At 44.5% G+C, this 17,426-nt stretch carries 22 protein-coding genes and 1 riboswitch; of the genes, 20 read left to right on the forward strand and 2 right to left on the reverse strand.

Annotated elements, in window-relative coordinates; translation table 11 throughout:
• From PCY09_RS00385 to PCY09_RS00475, 19 genes are all read left to right on the forward strand, one after another.
• Entirely contained in the window at positions 1 to 306 is a 306-nt protein-coding gene (locus PCY09_RS00385) for a DUF4298 domain-containing protein (protein ID WP_061602054.1), read from the forward strand.
• A 473-nt stretch (positions 307 to 779) separates the two neighbouring features.
• Positions 780 to 1,838, forward strand: a complete 1,059-nt coding sequence (hisC, locus tag PCY09_RS00390) for a histidinol-phosphate transaminase (RefSeq protein ID WP_061602055.1) — start codon at positions 780 to 782, stop codon at positions 1,836 to 1,838.
• Between the two features lie 55 nt (positions 1,839 to 1,893).
• Positions 1,894 to 2,883: an ATP phosphoribosyltransferase regulatory subunit gene (locus PCY09_RS00395; protein WP_061602056.1), complete on the forward strand. Its 990-nt coding sequence runs from the start codon at positions 1,894 to 1,896 to the stop codon at positions 2,881 to 2,883.
• Positions 2,880 to 3,524 carry an ATP phosphoribosyltransferase gene (hisG, locus tag PCY09_RS00400; protein WP_061602057.1) on the forward strand — a complete coding sequence of 215 codons (645 nt, stop codon included), beginning with the start codon at positions 2,880 to 2,882 and terminating at the stop codon, positions 3,522 to 3,524. Before PCY09_RS00395 ends, hisG begins: the two co-directional genes overlap by 4 nt.
• The gene (gene hisD, locus PCY09_RS00405; RefSeq protein ID WP_082245466.1) at positions 3,521 to 4,813 is read left to right on the forward strand and encodes a histidinol dehydrogenase; all 1,293 of its coding nucleotides are present in this window, start codon (positions 3,521 to 3,523) and stop codon (positions 4,811 to 4,813) included. Before hisG ends, hisD begins: the two co-directional genes overlap by 4 nt.
• An 11-nt stretch (positions 4,814 to 4,824) precedes the next feature.
• Positions 4,825 to 5,409, forward strand: coding sequence for an imidazoleglycerol-phosphate dehydratase HisB (gene hisB / locus PCY09_RS00410; RefSeq protein WP_002912765.1), 585 nt, complete (start codon positions 4,825 to 4,827; stop codon positions 5,407 to 5,409).
• 34 nt (positions 5,410 to 5,443) lie between these two features.
• Positions 5,444 to 6,067: an imidazole glycerol phosphate synthase subunit HisH gene (gene hisH, locus PCY09_RS00415; RefSeq protein ID WP_061602058.1), complete on the forward strand. Its 624-nt coding sequence runs from the start codon at positions 5,444 to 5,446 to the stop codon at positions 6,065 to 6,067.
• Positions 6,045 to 6,767, forward strand: coding sequence for a 1-(5-phosphoribosyl)-5-[(5-phosphoribosylamino)methylideneamino]imidazole-4-carboxamide isomerase (gene hisA, locus PCY09_RS00420; protein WP_061602059.1), 723 nt, complete (start codon positions 6,045 to 6,047; stop codon positions 6,765 to 6,767). The genes hisH and hisA overlap by 23 nt, the downstream gene beginning before the upstream one ends.
• A gap of 2 nt (positions 6,768 to 6,769) precedes the next feature.
• A complete protein-coding gene (gene hisF / locus PCY09_RS00425; protein ID WP_046165381.1) occupies positions 6,770 to 7,528 on the forward strand; it encodes an imidazole glycerol phosphate synthase subunit HisF in 759 nt (252 codons plus the stop codon).
• A complete protein-coding gene (gene hisI, locus PCY09_RS00430) occupies positions 7,528 to 7,872 on the forward strand; it encodes a phosphoribosyl-AMP cyclohydrolase (protein WP_061601348.1) in 345 nt (114 codons plus the stop codon). The genes hisF and hisI overlap by 1 nt, the downstream gene beginning before the upstream one ends.
• Positions 7,873 to 8,003: 131 nt before the next feature.
• Positions 8,004 to 8,318 (forward strand): phosphoribosyl-ATP diphosphatase, encoded by a 315-nt coding sequence (hisE, locus tag PCY09_RS00435; protein ID WP_045773248.1) that lies wholly within the window; start codon positions 8,004 to 8,006, stop codon positions 8,316 to 8,318.
• A 33-nt stretch (positions 8,319 to 8,351) separates the two neighbouring features.
• Positions 8,352 to 9,101 (forward strand): PHP domain-containing protein, encoded by a 750-nt coding sequence (locus tag PCY09_RS00440; protein ID WP_045773249.1) that lies wholly within the window; start codon positions 8,352 to 8,354, stop codon positions 9,099 to 9,101.
• 212 nt (positions 9,102 to 9,313) lie between these two features.
• Positions 9,314 to 10,576 (forward strand): UDP-N-acetylglucosamine 1-carboxyvinyltransferase, encoded by a 1,263-nt coding sequence (locus PCY09_RS00445; RefSeq protein ID WP_125397100.1) that lies wholly within the window; start codon positions 9,314 to 9,316, stop codon positions 10,574 to 10,576.
• Positions 10,577 to 10,623: 47 nt separating this feature from the next.
• Complete coding sequence (locus tag PCY09_RS00450) at positions 10,624 to 11,175, forward strand: GNAT family N-acetyltransferase (protein WP_125397101.1); 552 nt, start codon at positions 10,624 to 10,626, stop codon at positions 11,173 to 11,175.
• The gene (gene spxR / locus PCY09_RS00455; RefSeq protein WP_061582971.1) at positions 11,168 to 12,445 is read left to right on the forward strand and encodes a CBS-HotDog domain-containing transcription factor SpxR; all 1,278 of its coding nucleotides are present in this window, start codon (positions 11,168 to 11,170) and stop codon (positions 12,443 to 12,445) included. Before PCY09_RS00450 ends, spxR begins: the two co-directional genes overlap by 8 nt.
• 21 nt (positions 12,446 to 12,466) lie before the next feature.
• The gene (locus PCY09_RS00460) at positions 12,467 to 13,324 is read left to right on the forward strand and encodes a methionyl aminopeptidase (protein WP_061582970.1); all 858 of its coding nucleotides are present in this window, start codon (positions 12,467 to 12,469) and stop codon (positions 13,322 to 13,324) included.
• Between the two features lie 148 nt (positions 13,325 to 13,472).
• Positions 13,473 to 14,366: a YihY/virulence factor BrkB family protein gene (locus tag PCY09_RS00465; RefSeq protein ID WP_061586186.1), complete on the forward strand. Its 894-nt coding sequence runs from the start codon at positions 13,473 to 13,475 to the stop codon at positions 14,364 to 14,366.
• A gap of 217 nt (positions 14,367 to 14,583) precedes the next feature.
• Positions 14,584 to 15,033 (forward strand): MarR family winged helix-turn-helix transcriptional regulator, encoded by a 450-nt coding sequence (locus PCY09_RS00470; RefSeq protein ID WP_046165389.1) that lies wholly within the window; start codon positions 14,584 to 14,586, stop codon positions 15,031 to 15,033.
• Between the two features lie 17 nt (positions 15,034 to 15,050).
• The gene (locus PCY09_RS00475) at positions 15,051 to 15,758 is read left to right on the forward strand and encodes a B3/4 domain-containing protein (protein WP_061582968.1); all 708 of its coding nucleotides are present in this window, start codon (positions 15,051 to 15,053) and stop codon (positions 15,756 to 15,758) included.
• A 96-nt stretch (positions 15,759 to 15,854) separates the two neighbouring features.
• Here the strand turns inward: PCY09_RS00475 and PCY09_RS00480 are convergent, their stop codons facing one another.
• A complete protein-coding gene (locus PCY09_RS00480) occupies positions 15,855 to 16,277 on the reverse strand; it encodes a GNAT family N-acetyltransferase (RefSeq protein ID WP_125397102.1) in 423 nt (140 codons plus the stop codon).
• 31 nt (positions 16,278 to 16,308) lie between these two features.
• Complete coding sequence (locus tag PCY09_RS00485; protein WP_125397103.1) at positions 16,309 to 16,746, reverse strand: GtrA family protein; 438 nt, start codon at positions 16,744 to 16,746, stop codon at positions 16,309 to 16,311.
• 28 nt (positions 16,747 to 16,774) lie between these two features.
• Positions 16,775 to 16,909, forward strand: a riboswitch (PreQ1 riboswitch).
• On the opposite strand from PCY09_RS00485, the gene PCY09_RS00490 reads away from it, so the two are divergent.
• Entirely contained in the window at positions 16,907 to 17,416 is a 510-nt protein-coding gene (locus tag PCY09_RS00490) for a QueT transporter family protein (RefSeq protein ID WP_045635190.1), read from the forward strand. Its footprint overlaps the riboswitch before it by 3 nt.
• Positions 17,417 to 17,426: the final 10 nt, after the last annotated feature.

Here is a 17,426-nt window from a genome sequence, read left to right on the forward strand (position 1 = left end):
ATGGAGCAGTTAGAACGAATTCAAAAAATGGAAGAACGTCTGAATAAATATGCTCAAGTCCTAGCAGATGCTCAGAAAGCTCTAGATCAACTGGAGCGCTGCCAGTCAGATTATATCCAGCTGAGGGACTACTATACTGGTCAGGAATTTTTTGATGATTTAGAATACTCAAATAGTCCAGATTTCCCTGAAAATATAGCTTGCGGTGTCTTAAGCGAAGATGCTGTCTATGACCTAATGGGGGAGCATTTTGAAACAGCGATTAGTCTGCTGGATTTGTCCAGTTCCATGCTAAAAGAACGATAGTATGTTTTAAAAATACAAATAAAATTAATAATTTTCATTTTTCTCTTGCTTTTTATTTAAAATTCATGTAGAATATTCAACAATAAATTGAAAGCGATGAGAGAAAAAGTCTAAGACAAGAAACAGAGAGTGCCTATTGGTGAGACGGCATCCAATCCTTAGACGACACATTCTTGAGTGCGGGTGCGAAATCTGTCAGTAGACCAAGACTAGTGTCCGACGGCTGATTACCGTTATCAATCTGGAGTCTCGTACTCCCAGAGGGTCCTCAGGCGACTGGGGTCCGAATAAAGGTGGAACCACGTGTCAACGTCCTTGCAAAGTTTTTTTGCGAGGGCTTTTTATTATATTTAAACTAGAAGATTCCCCTATTTTTCTTTAGCAAAGCGGTAAATTTCGTCTTTCATTTATTGGAAGTTCTAAAAGATAATCAGAGTCAGATAATGGCTAGTGTGTGAAAGAGAGGTGGCAAAATGGTTAAGCTAAAAGGTCTCAGGCAGATCAATCCTTATGTAGCGGGGAAGCAGCCCAATGAGCCAGATATGATTAAGCTCAATACCAATGAAAATGCTTATGGACCAAGTCCTAAGGTGGCAGAGACCCTGCAGAACTTTGATGCCCAGGAGTTGCGCAAGTATTCCAGTTTGGATCAGGCGGAGCTCTGTCAGGCTTTGGCTACAAATTTGGGTGTATCACCCGACCAGCTCATTATCGGTAACGGGAGTGACGACATCTTGTCCATGGCTTTTCTGGCTTTCTTTAATAGCGACGAGTCGGTCTTATTTCCGGACTTGACCTATGGTTTTTACAAGGTCTGGGCAGACCTCTACCAAGTGCCTTTTCGAGAAATCCCACTGACAGCTGATTTTGAGGTCCATCCGTCAGATTATTTTGGAGATAATGGTGGCATTATCCTAGCCAATCCCAATGCCCCAACGGGGATTTATCTACCGCTGAATCAGTTAGAGGAAATTCTGGCGTCCAATCAGGATGCGGTAGTGGTGGTGGATGAGGCTTACATTCACTTTGGCGGTCAATCTGCCCTGCCTCTGCTAGACACCTATCCCAACCTCTTTATCACACGGACCTTTTCCAAGGATGCTGCCTTAGCTGGTCTGCGAGTGGGCTACGGTATCGGTCATCCAGACTTAATAGCTGTCATGAAAGCTGTTAAGGACTCCATTAATCCTTACTCGGTGGATCTGTTGGCAGAGCGCTTGGCCCTTGCTGCGGTGGAAGATTGGGATTATTATCTGGAGACTGGCAGAGCCATACAAGAGACCCGAGATTGGTTTGCTGGGGAATTGTCTGCGCTGGATTTCCAAGTCCTGCCTAGTCAGACCAACTTTGTCTTAGCCCAGCCTAGTGGAATTTCTGCAGCAGAGCTTTTTCAGCAGTTAGAGGAGCGTCGGATTTATGTGCGGTATTTTCCAAAAGCAGAACGAATCAAGGATTTCCTGCGCATCTCTATCGGACGGCGAGAGGAGATGGAAAAAGTCCTGGCAGCTATCAAGGACATTTGCAGTAGCTGAGAGTTAGACTCAAAGCCATCCAGTGTAAAAATAGAGCAAGAAAGGAAAGCAGCCTATGAATAAAATCACCCTTCCGATTGGCATGCACGACAAGCTTTTCAAGAGAGCGCGTGTGACCTACGAGATTGAGCGGGACATTAGTGATTTTCTGATGGCTCAGGGCTTCAATCGGATTGACACACCGACTTTGGAGCACTTTGAGGTCTTTAGTGACCATGTGGAGCCCCATCATTATCATCTTTTCGATAAAAAAGGCGAGCTATTGGTGCTACGGCCAGATGTGACCAGCCAGATTGGTCGGGTTATTGCTTCGACCAGGGTGCATACGCCGACCAAGTTTTCCTATTCGGGCAAGGTCTTTCACTATCAAGAAGAGCTGCGCGGTCTTGCCAATGAGCTCAGCCAAGCTGGTATTGAGATTATCGGCTATCCAGCTCGCGAGGCAGTACTTGAGGCTATCAAGACAGCCAAGCAGTCGCTGGATTTGGCGCAGGTTAAGTCTTATCAGTTTGAGTTTTCCCATGCAGCAATCCTGCAGACAATCCTAGAGAGTTTGACCTTGGATTCGCAGGAGGAGGCCCAGCTGCTAGATTATATTCGTAAGAAAAATAGGACGGGACTCTTTGAATTCACCCAGACCAGATCGAGTGGATTTGATGTTTTTTTGCAGGAGCTGCCCCATCTGTTCGGCCCTAGCCAACAGGTTTTAGCCAGGGCTAGAGAGATAGTTGACAACGAGCGGATATTGATGGCTTTAGATGATGTAGAGCAGGTTCTGCAGAGCCTATCAGGCTTGCTGGATCAGACAACCATGGACTTGGGGCAGGTAGCGACCATGCCTTACTATACTGGATTGACCTTCAAGGTCTTTGGCGACCGAGTGCCAGATGCTTTTCTATCTGGTGGTCGCTATGACCAGCTTTTCAAGCGCTTCGGGGCAACAGAGCTGACAGCTATCGGCTGGTCCCTTGACATTGACAGTGTCTATCAGGCCATTCATGATGACCTGCCGGACGAGGGCGGAAAGGAAGGTGACAGCAGATGAGTCAGATTACCATTGCCCTGACCAAGGGGCGGATTGAGGAAGATACGGTCAAGCTCTTGACCCGGGCTGGCTTTGATATGTCCTTCATGGCAGACAAGGGGCGCAGCTTGATTTTTGAAAGTCCAGACAGTCGTTTTCGCTTTCTATTGGTCAAAGGGCCTGACGTGACGACCTATGTGCGTCATGGAGTCGCTGATCTGGGCATCGTCGGCAAGGATATTCTTTTTGAGCATCCGACTGGCTATCTGGAGCTGCTGGATCTGAACTTTGGCCTTTGTAAATTCTCACTGGCCTCGGTTCCCAGCTATGACCCTCATGATCACAAGCGCAAGCGGATTGCGACCAAGTATCCGACAGTGGCGACTGATTATTTTAATCAAAAAGGAGAAGATGTGGAAATCATCTCCATCCAAGGCAGTGTGGAGATTTCACCGGTCCTAGGTCTGGCGGATGCCATTGTTGATATTGTGGAGACGGGGCATACCTTGTCAGCTAACGGCCTGCTGGTTTTTGAAGACATTTGTCGGGTGTCAGCCCGGCTCATTGCTAATCAGGCTTCCCTGAAAAATAACCCGGATATCATGCCTTTTGTGGCAAAGATTGAATCCCTAGTAGGAAGAAGAGAGGTGGCTTTTAAATGACAATTATCAAGCGTTTAAGCGGAAGTAACGAAGAAATTTCACGGATTTTATACGAAGAGCAGCTGCAGCTTAGTCAGCAGAACTTAGATGTGGAAGAAGCGGTGGCTGAGATTATTGAAACGGTCAAACAATACGGTGACCAAGCTTTAAGAGACTATACCATGCTTTTTGACAAGGTTGAGGTGACAGACTTTGAGATTGGGCAGGAGCTGATTGACCAGGCTTTCGAGGAGATTGATCCAGAGGTCCTGGCCGCTCTGAAAAATGCCCAAATCAATATCGAATCCTACCACCGCCAGCAGTTGGAGACTGGTTTTGAGGATAGTCCAAGCGAGGGCGTTGTACGTGGTCAGTTAATTCGGCCAATTGAGCGGGTTGGCACCTATGTACCTGGTGGCACCGCAGCCTATCCGTCCTCCGTACTCATGAATGTTATCCCAGCCAAGATTGCCGGTGTCAAGGAAATCATCATGATTACACCGCCCCAAGAGCACTTTACTCCAGCGATTTTGGTCGCAGCCAAGCTGGCTGGTGTGGATCGGATTTTCCAAATTGGCGGAGCCCAAGGTGTAGCAGCTCTGGCTTATGGGACTGAGACTATTCCCAAGGTGGATAAAATAACTGGTCCGGGCAATATCTTTGTGGCTACAGCCAAGAAGATGGTTTATGGTGTCGTGGGAATTGACATGATTGCCGGACCTTCGGAGATTGGGGTCATTGCGGATCGTTCAGCCAGTCCAGTCTATGTGGCAGCTGACCTCCTGTCACAAGCCGAGCACGACAAGCTGGCTCGGGCTATTCTGGTGACCGACTCGGAGGAGCTGGCAGACCAAGTCGAAGCAGAGCTGGACAGACAGCTAAAAGAGCTACCGCGGGAGGAAATCGCGCGTGCTTCGATTGAGAACAACGGTCGCATCATCCTTGCGCCTTCTAAGGAAGCCATGTTTGAGCTCATGAATCAGGTGGCACCTGAGCATTTGGAGATTGCCATGGATGATGCCTACAGCTATCTGGATCAGGTTGAAAATGCTGGCTCTGTCTTTCTGGGGCATTATACTAGCGAGCCAATCGGTGACTACTATGCGGGAGCCAATCACGTTTTGCCGACGACCAGCACCAGCCGTTTTTCATCAGCTCTGGGTGTCTATGACTTTATCAAGCGCATCCAATACACCCAGTACAGCCGTGCTGCTGTAGGGGCAGCTGACAAGGATATTACTAGTCTGGCCTATGCAGAAGGCCTGCAGGGACATGCCAAGGCCATCGAAGCCCGCAGACAGGAAAAATAAAAGGAGTTGCCATGAGACAAGCTGAAATCAAGCGTAAAACACAGGAGACCGATATTGAATTGGCTGTCAATCTCGACCAACAGGAGCCGGTAGCCATTGAGACTGGTGTCGGATTCTTTGACCACATGTTGACCCTTTTTGCCCGCCACAGTCGGATTTCTCTGACGGTCAAGGCTGAAGGCGACCTTTGGGTGGACAGCCACCATACGGTCGAGGATGTGGGTATCGTATTAGGACAGGCCCTGCGTCAGGCTTTGGGAGACAAGGCCGGCATCAACCGCTACGGCACTAGCTTTGTGCCCATGGACGAAACGCTGGGCATGGCCAGTCTAGACTTATCCGGTCGCTCCTATCTGGTCTTTGAGGCGGATTTTGACAATCCCAAGCTTGGGAATTTTGACACCGAGCTAGTAGAGGAATTTTTCCAAGCCCTAGCCTTTAATCTGCAGATGAATCTGCACCTGAAAATCCTTCATGGCAAGAACAGCCACCACAAGGCGGAAAGCCTCTTTAAAGCGACTGGCCGAGCTCTGCGGGAGGCTATTACCATAAATCCAGAGATACATGGAGTCAACTCCACCAAGGGCTTGCTCTAGCTTGCCCTTCTGAGTGAAAGGAGTTGATGTAGAGATGATGATTGTTATTGATTATGACGCGGGAAATACTGCCAATGTCCTCCGTGCTCTGGCTCAGGTCGGAGTAGAAGCACGCCTGTCAGCTAATCCGCAGGAAATTTTAACAGCCGATGGTTTGATTTTACCAGGTGTCGGTGCTTTTCCTACTGCCATGCAGGAGTTGGAAAAGCGAGGGCTGGTGTCAGTTATCCAGCAGGCTGTGGCCGATGGCAAGCCTCTCTTGGGCATTTGCTTAGGCATGCAGCTCCTGCTGGAGTCTGGATTGGAGAATGGTCAAAGCTCTGGACTGGGTTTGATTCCTGGTGTTTGCCGTCGGATTCCGGATCAGGCTGGTCTGCCTGTGCCTCACATGGGCTGGAATGACTTACAGGTCCAGCAGTCGTCTGTCTTGACAGCTGGTCTTGAGGGTCAGTCAGTCTATTTCGTCCATAGCTACTATACAGATGTTCCGGAGGAGTACTTGGATGTGACGGCTGATTATGGGCGGCTAATCCCAGCCATGATTCACAGAGGATCGGTTTTTGGCTGCCAGTTTCACCCAGAAAAGTCTGGTGCTGTTGGCCTCGGTATCCTAGAGAAGTTTAAGGAGTATGTCTATGAAAATACTGCCCGCTATTGATATCAAAGACGGCCAGGCCGTCCGCCTTTTTAAAGGGGATTTTAGTCAGAAGACGGTAGTCAATCCCGATGTCTTGGAGCAAGCCCGAGTTTTCAAAGAAGCGGGCGTTACCATGATTCATGTGGTTGACTTGGACGGGGCCTTAGAAGGTCGGGCGGCCAATCGAGATTTGATTGCCCAGATTAAGTCGGAGACTGGCCTAGCCATCCAAGTCGGTGGCGGCATTCGCAGTCTGGAGCAGATTGAAGATTACCTGGCGGTTGGCATTGACCGTGTCATTATTGGCTCCATGGCTGTTAAGAATCCTGAATTTGTTGAGGCTGCGCTGGAGCGCTTTGGAAGTAGCAAAATCGTTATTGGCATTGATGCGAAAGAGGGTCTAGTTGCGACTGAGGGTTGGCTGGAAACCAGCAATCAGAACTATATCAGCCTTGCGCTGGCCATGGAAAAAATCGGCGTCCGTCTCTTTGTCTATACAGATGTGGACCGAGACGGGACTCTGACTGGCCCCAATATCCAGCATTACCAAAAATTGCTGGCGTCCCTTAAGCATGCTCATGTCATTGCCTCTGGTGGTATCCAGTCAGCGGATGATTTAAAGGAGCTGAAAAAACTGGGCTTGGCTGGTGCCATTGTGGGCAAAGCCTATTACAGTGGACGAATTAGCTTGGATCAGATCAAAGAAGCAGAAAGGGGCTAGCCATGCTGAAAAAACGAATTATTCCCTGTCTGGATGTCAAGGACGGCCGGGTGGTCAAGGGCATCAACTTTGTCAATCTGACTGATGTTGGTGATCCGGTTGATGCGGCCAAGGCCTACTATGAAGCAGGCTGCGATGAGTTGGTCTTTCTGGACATCACCGCCACCCATGAGGAGCGGGACACGACGGTCGAGATGGTCCGGCGCGTGGCGAAACAGGTTTTTATTCCCTTTACCGTCGGGGGTGGGATTCGCACGGTTGAGGATATGAAGCGGATGCTACAGGCTGGGGCAGATAAGGTTGCAGTTAATTCCTCGGCGCTGGCAAATCCTCAGCTTTTGGCTGATTGCGCTGAGAAATTCGGCAGCCAATGTGTGGTGCTGGCCGTGGATGCTAAGAAAGAAGCGGATGGCAGCTGGCATGTCTATCTGGCTGGCGGCCGCAAGGACAGCGGTCGCGACCTGTTAGACTGGGTCCAAGAAGCTGTCAGTCTTGGAGCGGGGGAAATTCTTCTGACCAGTATGGACAAGGACGGAACCAAGTCTGGTTTTGATTTGCCTATGCTGGAAGCCGTCTCCCAAGTGGTTTCCGTTCCTATCATCGCATCTGGTGGTGCTGGCAGTAGCCAGCATATCCTAGAAGTTTTTGAAAAGACTGCAGCGACAGGTGCTTTAGCAGCTTCGATTTTCCATTATGGGCAGGTCTCCATCTCAGAGACCAAAAAAGCCATGCAAACAGCTGGATTGGAGGTGCGTATCTGATGACAAAAGTGAAGTTAGATTTTCAAAAGCAAGGCGGTCTTATACCTGCCATTATCCTAGACCACACCAGCAAAGAAGTCCTCATGCTGGCCTATCTCAATGAAGAAGCCTACCATCTGACTCGCACTAGTGGTCAGATGTGGTACTGGAGCCGATCGCGTCAGGAGCTTTGGCATAAGGGAGCCACCAGCGGCCACTACCAGACTGTCAAAAAAATCACAGCTGATTGCGACCAAGATACCTTGCTGATCGAGGTAGATCAGCTGGGAGCAGCCTGCCACACTGGTTCTAAATCCTGCTTTTTCCATATAATCTGGGATGAAGAAGACAGCAAAACTGACTAAAAGCTCCCTTGCTTTACTTTTGTACTTGGTTAATGCAAATATAAAACTAAGAAGTCAGCATCAAGAAACCAGCCTGCCATTGGAAAGAATTGCTTTTTATAGTAAAATAAGGACAGTAACAAGGAGATACTATGCTAGAAACTCTCTATCAAGAAGCCCTCAAACGCAAAAAAGAGCCTAAGGAAGGCTCCTATACCAGCTATCTCTATGACAAGGGGCTGGACAAGATTCTCAAAAAAGTCGGTGAAGAAGCGACAGAAGTGGTCATTGCGGCTAAAAATGCTAACAAGGACGAGATGGCAAATGAGACAGCTGATCTGCTCTACCATCTGGCGGTCGCTCTCGTCGAGACTGGCGTCAGTCTGGAAGAGGTAGAGGCCGTCCTCCAAGCTCGTCAGGGCAAGCAGAGTCGGATTCACGACCGACCTGAAATTGACCAATACTAAAGTGACACAAGATTTGCAGAAAGGCGGTCCAGCATGCGCGACAACCATCTTCATACCTATTTTTCCTATGATTCTGAGGCAGATTTCTGTGACTATCTGGACCATTATGAGGGCGAGATTGTCACCACCGAGCACTATGATTTGTCCAACCCCTACCCCTACGAAGCTGCCTCGCCCCACGATGATGTGCCTGACTATGCGGCCTATTCAGCAAAAATAGCAGAGCTGAACCAGCAATATGGCAACCGCATCAAAAAGGGCATTGAAATTGGCTATTTCGCTCCGCGTAAAGACGATATCCTCGCTTTCTTAGCGGACAAGGATTATGACCTCAAGCTCCTGTCTGTCCACCACAATGGCAGTTTTGACTATCTGGAAGAGCCAGTCTTGCAGCTGGATAAGACGGAGTTAATTCCCTCCTATCTGAGAGAGTTAGAGGAGGCTATTGAGGCTGTGCCAGCAGATGTACTTGCTCACTTTGACTACGGTTTCCGCAAATTTGCGCTTACTGTAGAGGAGTTAAAAACTTTTGAACCAGAGCTGCGACATCTTTTTCAAAAGATGATTGATTATGGTCTGGCCTTTGAGCTTAACTGCAAATCCATGTATCTATATGGTCACGAGGAACTCTATATCTACGCTCTTTCTCTAGTCAAGGAGCTGGGTGGCCAGCGCTTTTCAGTGGGATCAGATGGCCACAAGCTGGAGCATTTTAGACTTGGTTTTGATCAAATCCAGAAAATCTTGGAAGCCTTTGAAATTGGGGAAGATGAGCTCATCTAACGTCTGTTAGACCTGGCTATGCTGATAAAGAAACAAAATATGAAATAGGTCATTCTAAAAAGTGCCAGTTTACCTAACTGTTATTCAAGAGAGAAGAAAGAGTCTTCTCTCTTTTTAAAATCTCTGTCTTACGAAAAGAATAGGCAAAAACAGGTATCTGTGATATAATAGATAGGAATTCTATGTATGAAAAAGCTTGAGAGAGAAATAAAATGAGAAAAATAGTGATAAATGGTGGCCGTCCTTTAAAAGGTGAGGTTACGATTAGTGGTGCAAAAAATAGTGTTGTAGCTTTAATTCCAGCTATTATTTTGGCAGATGGCATTGTGACTTTAGATGGAGTGCCAGCTATTTCAGACGTTGATAGCTTGATTGATATCATGGTAACCATGGGAGCTAGTGTGAAGCGAGATGGAGACAGTCTTGAGATTGATCCACGTCAGGTTCAAAGTATGGCGATGCCTTATGGTAAAATCAATAGCCTCCGCGCTTCCTATTATTTCTACGGAAGTCTTTTAGGGCGCTTTGGAAAAGCAACAGTCGGTCTTCCAGGTGGATGTGACCTTGGACCGCGTCCGATTGACCTTCATTTGAAAGCTTTCGAAGCTATGGGAGCTCAGATGACTCAAGAAGGTAATGCCATGCATCTGGAAGCCGAGACTGGACGCATGCGAGGAGCAAGCATTTACATGGATACAGTAAGTGTCGGTGCGACGATTAATACTATGTTAGCTGCTGTTCGAGCATCCGGTCGGACAGTTATTGAAAATGCAGCCCGTGAACCTGAAATTATTGATGTTGCTACTCTTTTGAATAATATGGGTGCCCATATTCGTGGTGCTGGTACAGATATTATCACAATCGAAGGTGTAGATAAGCTTCATGGGACTCGTCATCAGGTTATTCCAGATCGAATCGAAGCAGGGACTTACATTTCACTGGCAGCAGCAGTCGGCCAAGGGGTTCAGATTAATAATGTCTTGTATGAGCACTTGGAAGGTTTTATCGCTAAGCTAGAAGAAATGGGTGTTAGAATGACTGTCTCAGAAGACAGCATTTATGTTGAAGAGCAAAGAGAACTCAGAGCTATCAATATTAAAACTGCTCCATATCCAGGGTTTGCTACTGACTTACAGCAACCAATCACTCCGCTTTTGTTGAAAGCCAAAGGACGGGGCATGATAATGGATACGATTTATGAGAAGAGAATTAATCATGTGCCTGAGCTTGCTAAAATGACAGCTAAAATCTCATCAACCAGTCATCAAATTATCTATGAAGGACCAAATCAGCTACATGGTGCTGCTGTAAAAGCTACTGACTTACGCGCGGGAGCGGCATTGGTTATTGCAGGTTTGATGGCTAATGGCCGGACAGAGATTACCAATATTGAGTTTATCCTTCGTGGCTATTCTAATATTATTGAGAAGCTGAAAAATTTGGGTGCCGATATTGAGTTGGTAGAAGAAGCGTAAGGATACAAGAATAGGATATATACGAAAGTATTGTCTAAAGGTAGCTTATGAATATTTGGACAAAACTAGCTGAATTTGCTTTTATTGAAATGGACCGCCTGCTACTAAGACCCTTCTCTTACCAGGATGCAGAAGATTTCTATGCCATAGCCTCTAATCCACAGAATCTGGAGTTTATCTTTCCAAGCCAATCCAGTCTGCAGGAGAGCCAGTATGTAGTGGCTAACTTTTTTATGAAGAATCCTCTTGGTGTTTGGGCAATCTGTGATAAAGAAAGCCAGCAAATGATCGGTTCTATCAAATTTGAAAAGTTAGATGAAATTAAGCAAGAAGCTGAACTGGGCTATTTTTTAAAAAAGGATTATTGGGGAAGAGGACTAATGACCGAGTGTGTCAAAGAGATTCTCTTTCTGTCTTTTAGCGAATTTGACCTAAAAAGGCTAAGCATAGTCACTCATCAGGAAAATCTAGCTAGTCAGCGTGTTGCTCAAAAGGCAGGTTTTAGAATGTATCGGCAATTTAAAGGAAGTGACCGCTATACACGCAAGATGAGAGACTATATCGAATTTCGCTATGAAAGAGGTGATTTTTATGAGTAAACACCAGGAAATTATCGCTTATTTGGAGAAACTTCCTATTGGTAAAAGAGTCAGTGTTCGTAGTATTTCGAACTATCTAGGTGTTAGTGATGGAACGGCATACCGAGCGATTAAGGAAGCTGAAAACAGAGGCTTGGTTGAGACTCGTCCTCGTAGCGGTACTGTTCGAGTGAAATCTAAAAAAGTTGTTCTAGAGCATTTGACCTATCATGAAATCGCTGAAATTACTCGCTCAGAAGTATTAGCTGGACAGGCCGGTTTAGATAAGGAATTCAGTAAGTTCTCCATTGGGGCCATGACAGAGCAAAATATTATGCGTTATCTGACTGAAGGAGGTCTCTTGATTGTCGGAGACCGGACAGAAATTCAACGCTTAGCTCTAAAGAATGAAAATGCTGTCTTGGTTACAGGGGGATTTCGAGTTGAAGAGGATATTTTAACTCTTGCAGATCAGATGGGAATCCCGGTCATGCGGACCCAGCATGATACCTATACAGTAGCGACAATCATTAATCGTGCGCTTTCCAATATTCAAATAAAAACAGATATTTTAACAGTTGAACAGGTCTATCGTTCCAGTCATGAATATGGCTTTTTAAGGGAAACGGATACAGTTCGTGATTATTTGGAGCTGGTGCGTAAAAATCGTTTCAGTCGCTTTCCGGTCATTAACCAACATCAAATGGTAGTTGGAGTAGTGACAATGCGGGATGCAGGAGATAAATCGCCCCATACAAATCTTGATAAAATCATGACAAAAAATCCTTTTATGACAGGTTTGAAGACGAATATTGCCAATATTAGTCAAAGGATGATTGCAGAAGATTTTGAGATGATTCCTGTCATACGGAGTAATCAAACCTTGCTAGGAGTCATTACTCGGCGGGATATTTTGGAAAAAATGAGCCGGGAGCAGGTATCGAGTCTACCTACCTTCAGCGACCAGATTGCTCAGAAGTTAGTCCAGAACGCTAATGGTTTCTCCTTTACAGTAGAGCCTTTTATGCTGGAAAATAACGGGGTTTTATCGCATGGAGTTCTAACAGAAATCTTAAATACTGCAACTCATCAGCTGGTAGCTTCTAATGGACGAAGTTTAATTATTGAACAGATGGTGATATACTTTTTACAGGCTGTTCAATTGGATGACTACTTGACTTTGACGTCCCGTGTGGTGCATGAAACAAGACGTTCAGCAATTATAGATTACGATGTCTATTTAGACCATCAATTAGTAGCTAAAGCGACTATGACAGTGAAAATAAACTAAGAAGAGGAATAAAATCTAAGAATGATTACAATAAAATCGCAACGCGAAATTGACTTAATGGCAAAAAGTGGGGAGTTTCTCGCTTCTATTCATCGAGGTTTGAGAGACTTGATTAAGCCAGGAATCGATATGTGGGATATTGAAGAATACGTCCGCAAACGCTGTAAAGAAGCAAATGCTTTGCCCTTACAGATTGGTGTAGAAGGTAGCATCATGGACTATCCGTATGCTACTTGTTGCTCTCTAAATGATGAAGTGGCTCATGCTTTTCCCCGTCATCAAAAGCTGGTAGAAGGTGACATTATCTGTGTAGATATGGTTGTCGGATTGGTTGATAAGGCTGAATTAGATGTTTCAAAACTGGATTTTAATAAGGTCTCAGAAGTAAAAAAATACACAGAAAGTTTTCGTGGCGGTATTGCGGATTCTTGCTGGGCTTATGCAGTTGGGAAAGTCAGTCCAGAAGCACAGCAACTCATGGATGTGACCAAAGAATGTCTTTACCGAGGAATCGAAGCAGCGCAAGTTGGTAATAGAATTGGAGATATTGGTGCAGCAATCCAAGAATACGCTGAAAGTCATGGTTATGGTGTTGTGAGAGATTTGGTTGGTCACGGAGTTGGTCCAACTATGCACGAGGAACCAATGGTACCCCACTATGGACGTGCAGGACGTGGCTTGCGCTTAAGAGAAGGAATGGTATTAACCATTGAACCAATGATCAATACCGGTACTTGGGAAATTGACACTGATTTTAAAACTGGCTGGGCTCATAAAACCTTAGATGGTGGCTTATCTTGCCAATACGAACATCAGTTTGTCATCACCAAAGACGGTCCAGTGATTTTGACCAGTCAGGGTGAAGAAGGAACTTATTAAAAAACATAGGAGGTTGGGATAAGGCGTTCCTAGCCTCTTAACTTTGTCTGGTATAGAATGAGACTAGTAGCAAGAAATGAACCTTGCTACTAGAAAATCAAAGAGAAATAAATGATGGGCCTTTGCCCTAGTTTTAGAAAGGAAGCTCATGAAAAAAATAGTTGAAAAACTGAAACAACAGCAGTTTTTACGGGCTTTTATAGGCTTTTATGATAAGTCTGAAATAGGTATGACCAGTATAGCTGTGGCCTACTATTTTTTGATTTCGGCCCTTCCTTTATTGCTGGTTTTAGCCAATATTTTACCCTATTTTCAAGTTCAAACGGACGCTCTCTTGAATTTGTTAAACGAAATACTACCAGATTCGCTTTACCCCATGGTGGCTAAAGCTGTGAGAGCCGTTTTTGGTCAGCCGTCTTCTGGTTTACTCGGTTTCTCCATCTTATCAGCTCTCTGGGCTTTTTCCAAATGTATCTCATTTTTGCAAAAGGCATTTAATAAGGCTTACGGTGTCACAAAAGGCCATGGCCTGCTTCGAAACCGCCTGTTTAGTTTTGTGGTGAGTATTGGTTTACAGATACTCTTGATCCTTTCCATGATTCTATCTGTTTTTGGTCGAAGTATTTTAACTGTGGTTTACAATGTTTTTGATTTAGATGTCTCTTTTTACAGACAAATCACTACTATAACTGAGGGACTTGTTTTCCTGGTTCTCTTTCTAACCTTAGTTGCCCTCTATTATCTTTTGCCTAATGTTAAGATAAACAAACTTCGGTACGTCTTACCAGGGACCATCTTTGTAGTGGGAATTCTCTTTGGCCTACTAAATTTATTTAGTGTCTATTTAGAAGCGTACATGCACCACTTTATTAATGTCCGTTTTTTCGGATCAGTAGTTGTGATCATCATTATGTTATGGTTTATCATTGTTTCTAAAATATTGATTATCGGTGCTATTCTCAATGCGAGTATTCAAAGTTGTTCTGAATCCGAGTTTCAATTAGATAGAATAGGAAGTTTTTCCTTTAAAAAGAAGAACTAGCTAAAGGGCAACCTAACGGATGGTCAAGAACTGAATTCTGCATTTTTCTCTAGTATCATTACTAATCTTAATAAGAATAAGAAACTCCTTTACTTGTAAGGATTTTGATATTGATTTTTTAAAGAGGAATTTTCCTCTTTTCTTTTTTAGTCTTTTTTATTGCATTTGCAATAAAAAGCGGTATAATAGATTCAAATAAAAGTTTAAAGGAGGGGATATGTCAGTATTGCGGGAAATTGGGATTATCGCCCGAGCTTTGGATTCCATTGCTAATATTGAGTTCCGTGACATAGAGCTGGCGCGGGGGCAATATCTTTATTTGGTAAGAATCGCGGAGAATCCAGGAATTATCCAAGAGGAGCTATCGGAGCTGCTCAAGGTGGATCGCTCAACGGTTGCCCGTTCTGTTAAGAAGCTAGAGGCCAAGGGCTTGGTCCAGCAGAAGGCAGCTAAGGAAAACAAGAAGAACAAGGAATGGTTTGTGACGGAAAAAGGAGAAAAACTTTATCCTTTTATCCTAGCGGAGAATAACTATTCTGAAGAGACATCCCTGCAGGGCTTTTCTCAGGTGGAAGTTAAAGCCTTGGAGAAAATGCTGGTACGAGTGCGTGAAAACATCACAGGTGACTGGGAAGCAGTCAAAAAAGGACAAAAAAGAAACTATTAAGATTAAAGAGGTGCATCATGAAAGTTACAGTTGAACATGAATTTTGGCAAGTATTTCCAGAAGCTCAGATTAGTGTTTTAGTAGTCAAAGGACTGGATAATCGAGTGGATGAAAGTAAGGATCCATATTTCAAATCCCTGCTGGATAAGGGAGCGAAACGAGCTGAGGACTTTATCTTAGATGAGAACTTCACTCAAAATGAAGTCATTCAAGAGTGGCGGCAGGCCTTCAGCAAATTCAAGACCAAGAAAGGAGCACGATCCTCTATCGAAGCTCTGCTTAAGCGGGTCAGTCAGGGGCGAGGGTTCCAGCCAATCAATCCTTTGGTTGATATCTACAACAGTGTCTCGCTTTCTTATGCAGTTCCTTGTGGCGGTGAGGATTTGGATAAGATTGTCGGAGGTCTTTATTTAGGAAAAGCCAAGGGTGGGGAAGCCTTTTTCCCATTGGGCGCTGAGAGTGACGCGCCGGCATTGCCAGAAGAAATCATCTACTATGATGAAGAGGGAGCTGTCTGCCGTTGCCTTAACTGGCGAGAAGCCCAGCGTAGCATGCTAACAGAGGAGACCAAGGATGCTATCTTGGTCATTGAGGCTATCAATGGAGAGCAGGCAACGCGTGCCCAAGCAGCGATGTCAGAACTCCAGACCTTGATTGAAGAGTATTTTGGCGTTAAAGGTGAAATCACCCATCTGACTGCTGAACATCCCAATCTGGAAATTTAAAAACAAAAAATCTGGATCAGAATTATCTGGTCCAGATTAATTTATGTAGGGTGGATCCTTTTTTTATAAATAGTTGCCAGAATGCCACCCTTATCATCAGTTCTCAGGTCCTAAGTCTTTCGTAAAATAGTACCTCTTTCCGCTATAAGGATATTCTTTTAAGGTAAATACTTCTTGGTATCCATGTCTTTTATAAAAATCAGGCGCCTGAAACTGATAGGTATTGACGAATGAATAGGTACAGTTTCTGACTCGAGCCTCTTTTTCAGCTTGATCCAAAATTTTTGATCCAATACCTTGCCCACGAAGGTCTTCTTTCACGAATAGATATTCGATTTCAAGCCAATTTCCAAAAGTTTCTCCGGTCAAGCCAGCTATGAGATTTCCTTCTTCATCCTCTAAATAAATGTCCAGAGCTTGGCTTTCTGACGGTTCTCTTTTTGAGCGGTTATAGGTTCTGAGTAAGTTTCTCAGTTCTTCTCTTTTAGCTGAGTCACCATTTTCAAATTTTAAGTTCATTTCTGCCTCCATGGAGCTCTTTCCGAGGTCTTTAGTTCTTTTTCTCAAAGACAAAGAGTTTGCTGAAAACGTAGTTGAGAACAATAATAAGCACCTGAGCGATAAGGGTTTCAATGGTGTTGACCATTTTGATATTATGATTAACAAACTGGCCGATAATCTGCGGGAAGCTAGTCACAAAGATAAAGGTCAAGAGTAAATTTAAACCCATCGTAGCCAATCGAGCTGTGAAAAACTTGACTAATCTAGCAGGCCAGCCCTTTCTTTTTTGCTTAAAAACGATGGTGTCATTGGTCGCAAAGGCAAAGAGAATACCGAGAACATCACCGATTATCGTAGCTAGTATTTCGTTTCCGGTCACTTCATAGCAGAGCATACGGCTGGCAACAGAAACGATTGTTGTTGCCACTCCAAAAAAGAGATAGGATAGAATCTCATTATCAAAGAATTTTTTTATTAAGGATTTCATAAAGATAGTCTATCATATTTCAAATATTTATGCTATACTAGTTGAGTTGCCGAGTTTGTAAGGGAGAGGCTTGTCTTTCTTCTTATTCCTAGCAACCCTTGGCGCTTAGCTTCTTTCGCCAAGCATATTACACGCGGTAAAACCGCTAAAGGAGAATTTGATGAAAAAATTAACTGCCCGTGATATGGTGCAAATTGCTCTTGTAGCAGCTATTTACATTGCACTTACAATCACACCACCCTTCAATGCGATCAGCTTTGGTGCCTATCAGTTTAGAATTTCTGAAATGATGAACTTTATGGCCTTTTACAATCGTAAATACATTATTGGTGTAACAATCGGTTGTATGATTTCCAATTTCTTTAGCTTTGGTATCTTAGATGTTTTTGTCGGAGGGGGTTCAACTTTAGTTTTTCTAACTCTTGGGGTTGTCCTATTCAGCAAAGTTAAGCCGGGCTATCTGCTCAACGGTTGGCTTCGAAAAGACTTCTTTTTATTCTCAATTTTCTTTTCGATTTCAATGGTGACAATTGCTATTGAATTGAATATTGTTACTGGAGCACCATTCTTACTTACATGGTTTACAACAGCTATTGGAGAATGTGCATCTCTACTTGTCGGAGCTATCTTGATTGATAAAATCAGTAAGCGCATTGACCTAACCCAATAAAAACGAAAAG

The organism is Streptococcus sp. SG2 (genome assembly GCF_030439925.1).
Lineage (GTDB): Bacteria > Bacillota > Bacilli > Lactobacillales > Streptococcaceae > Streptococcus > Streptococcus gordonii.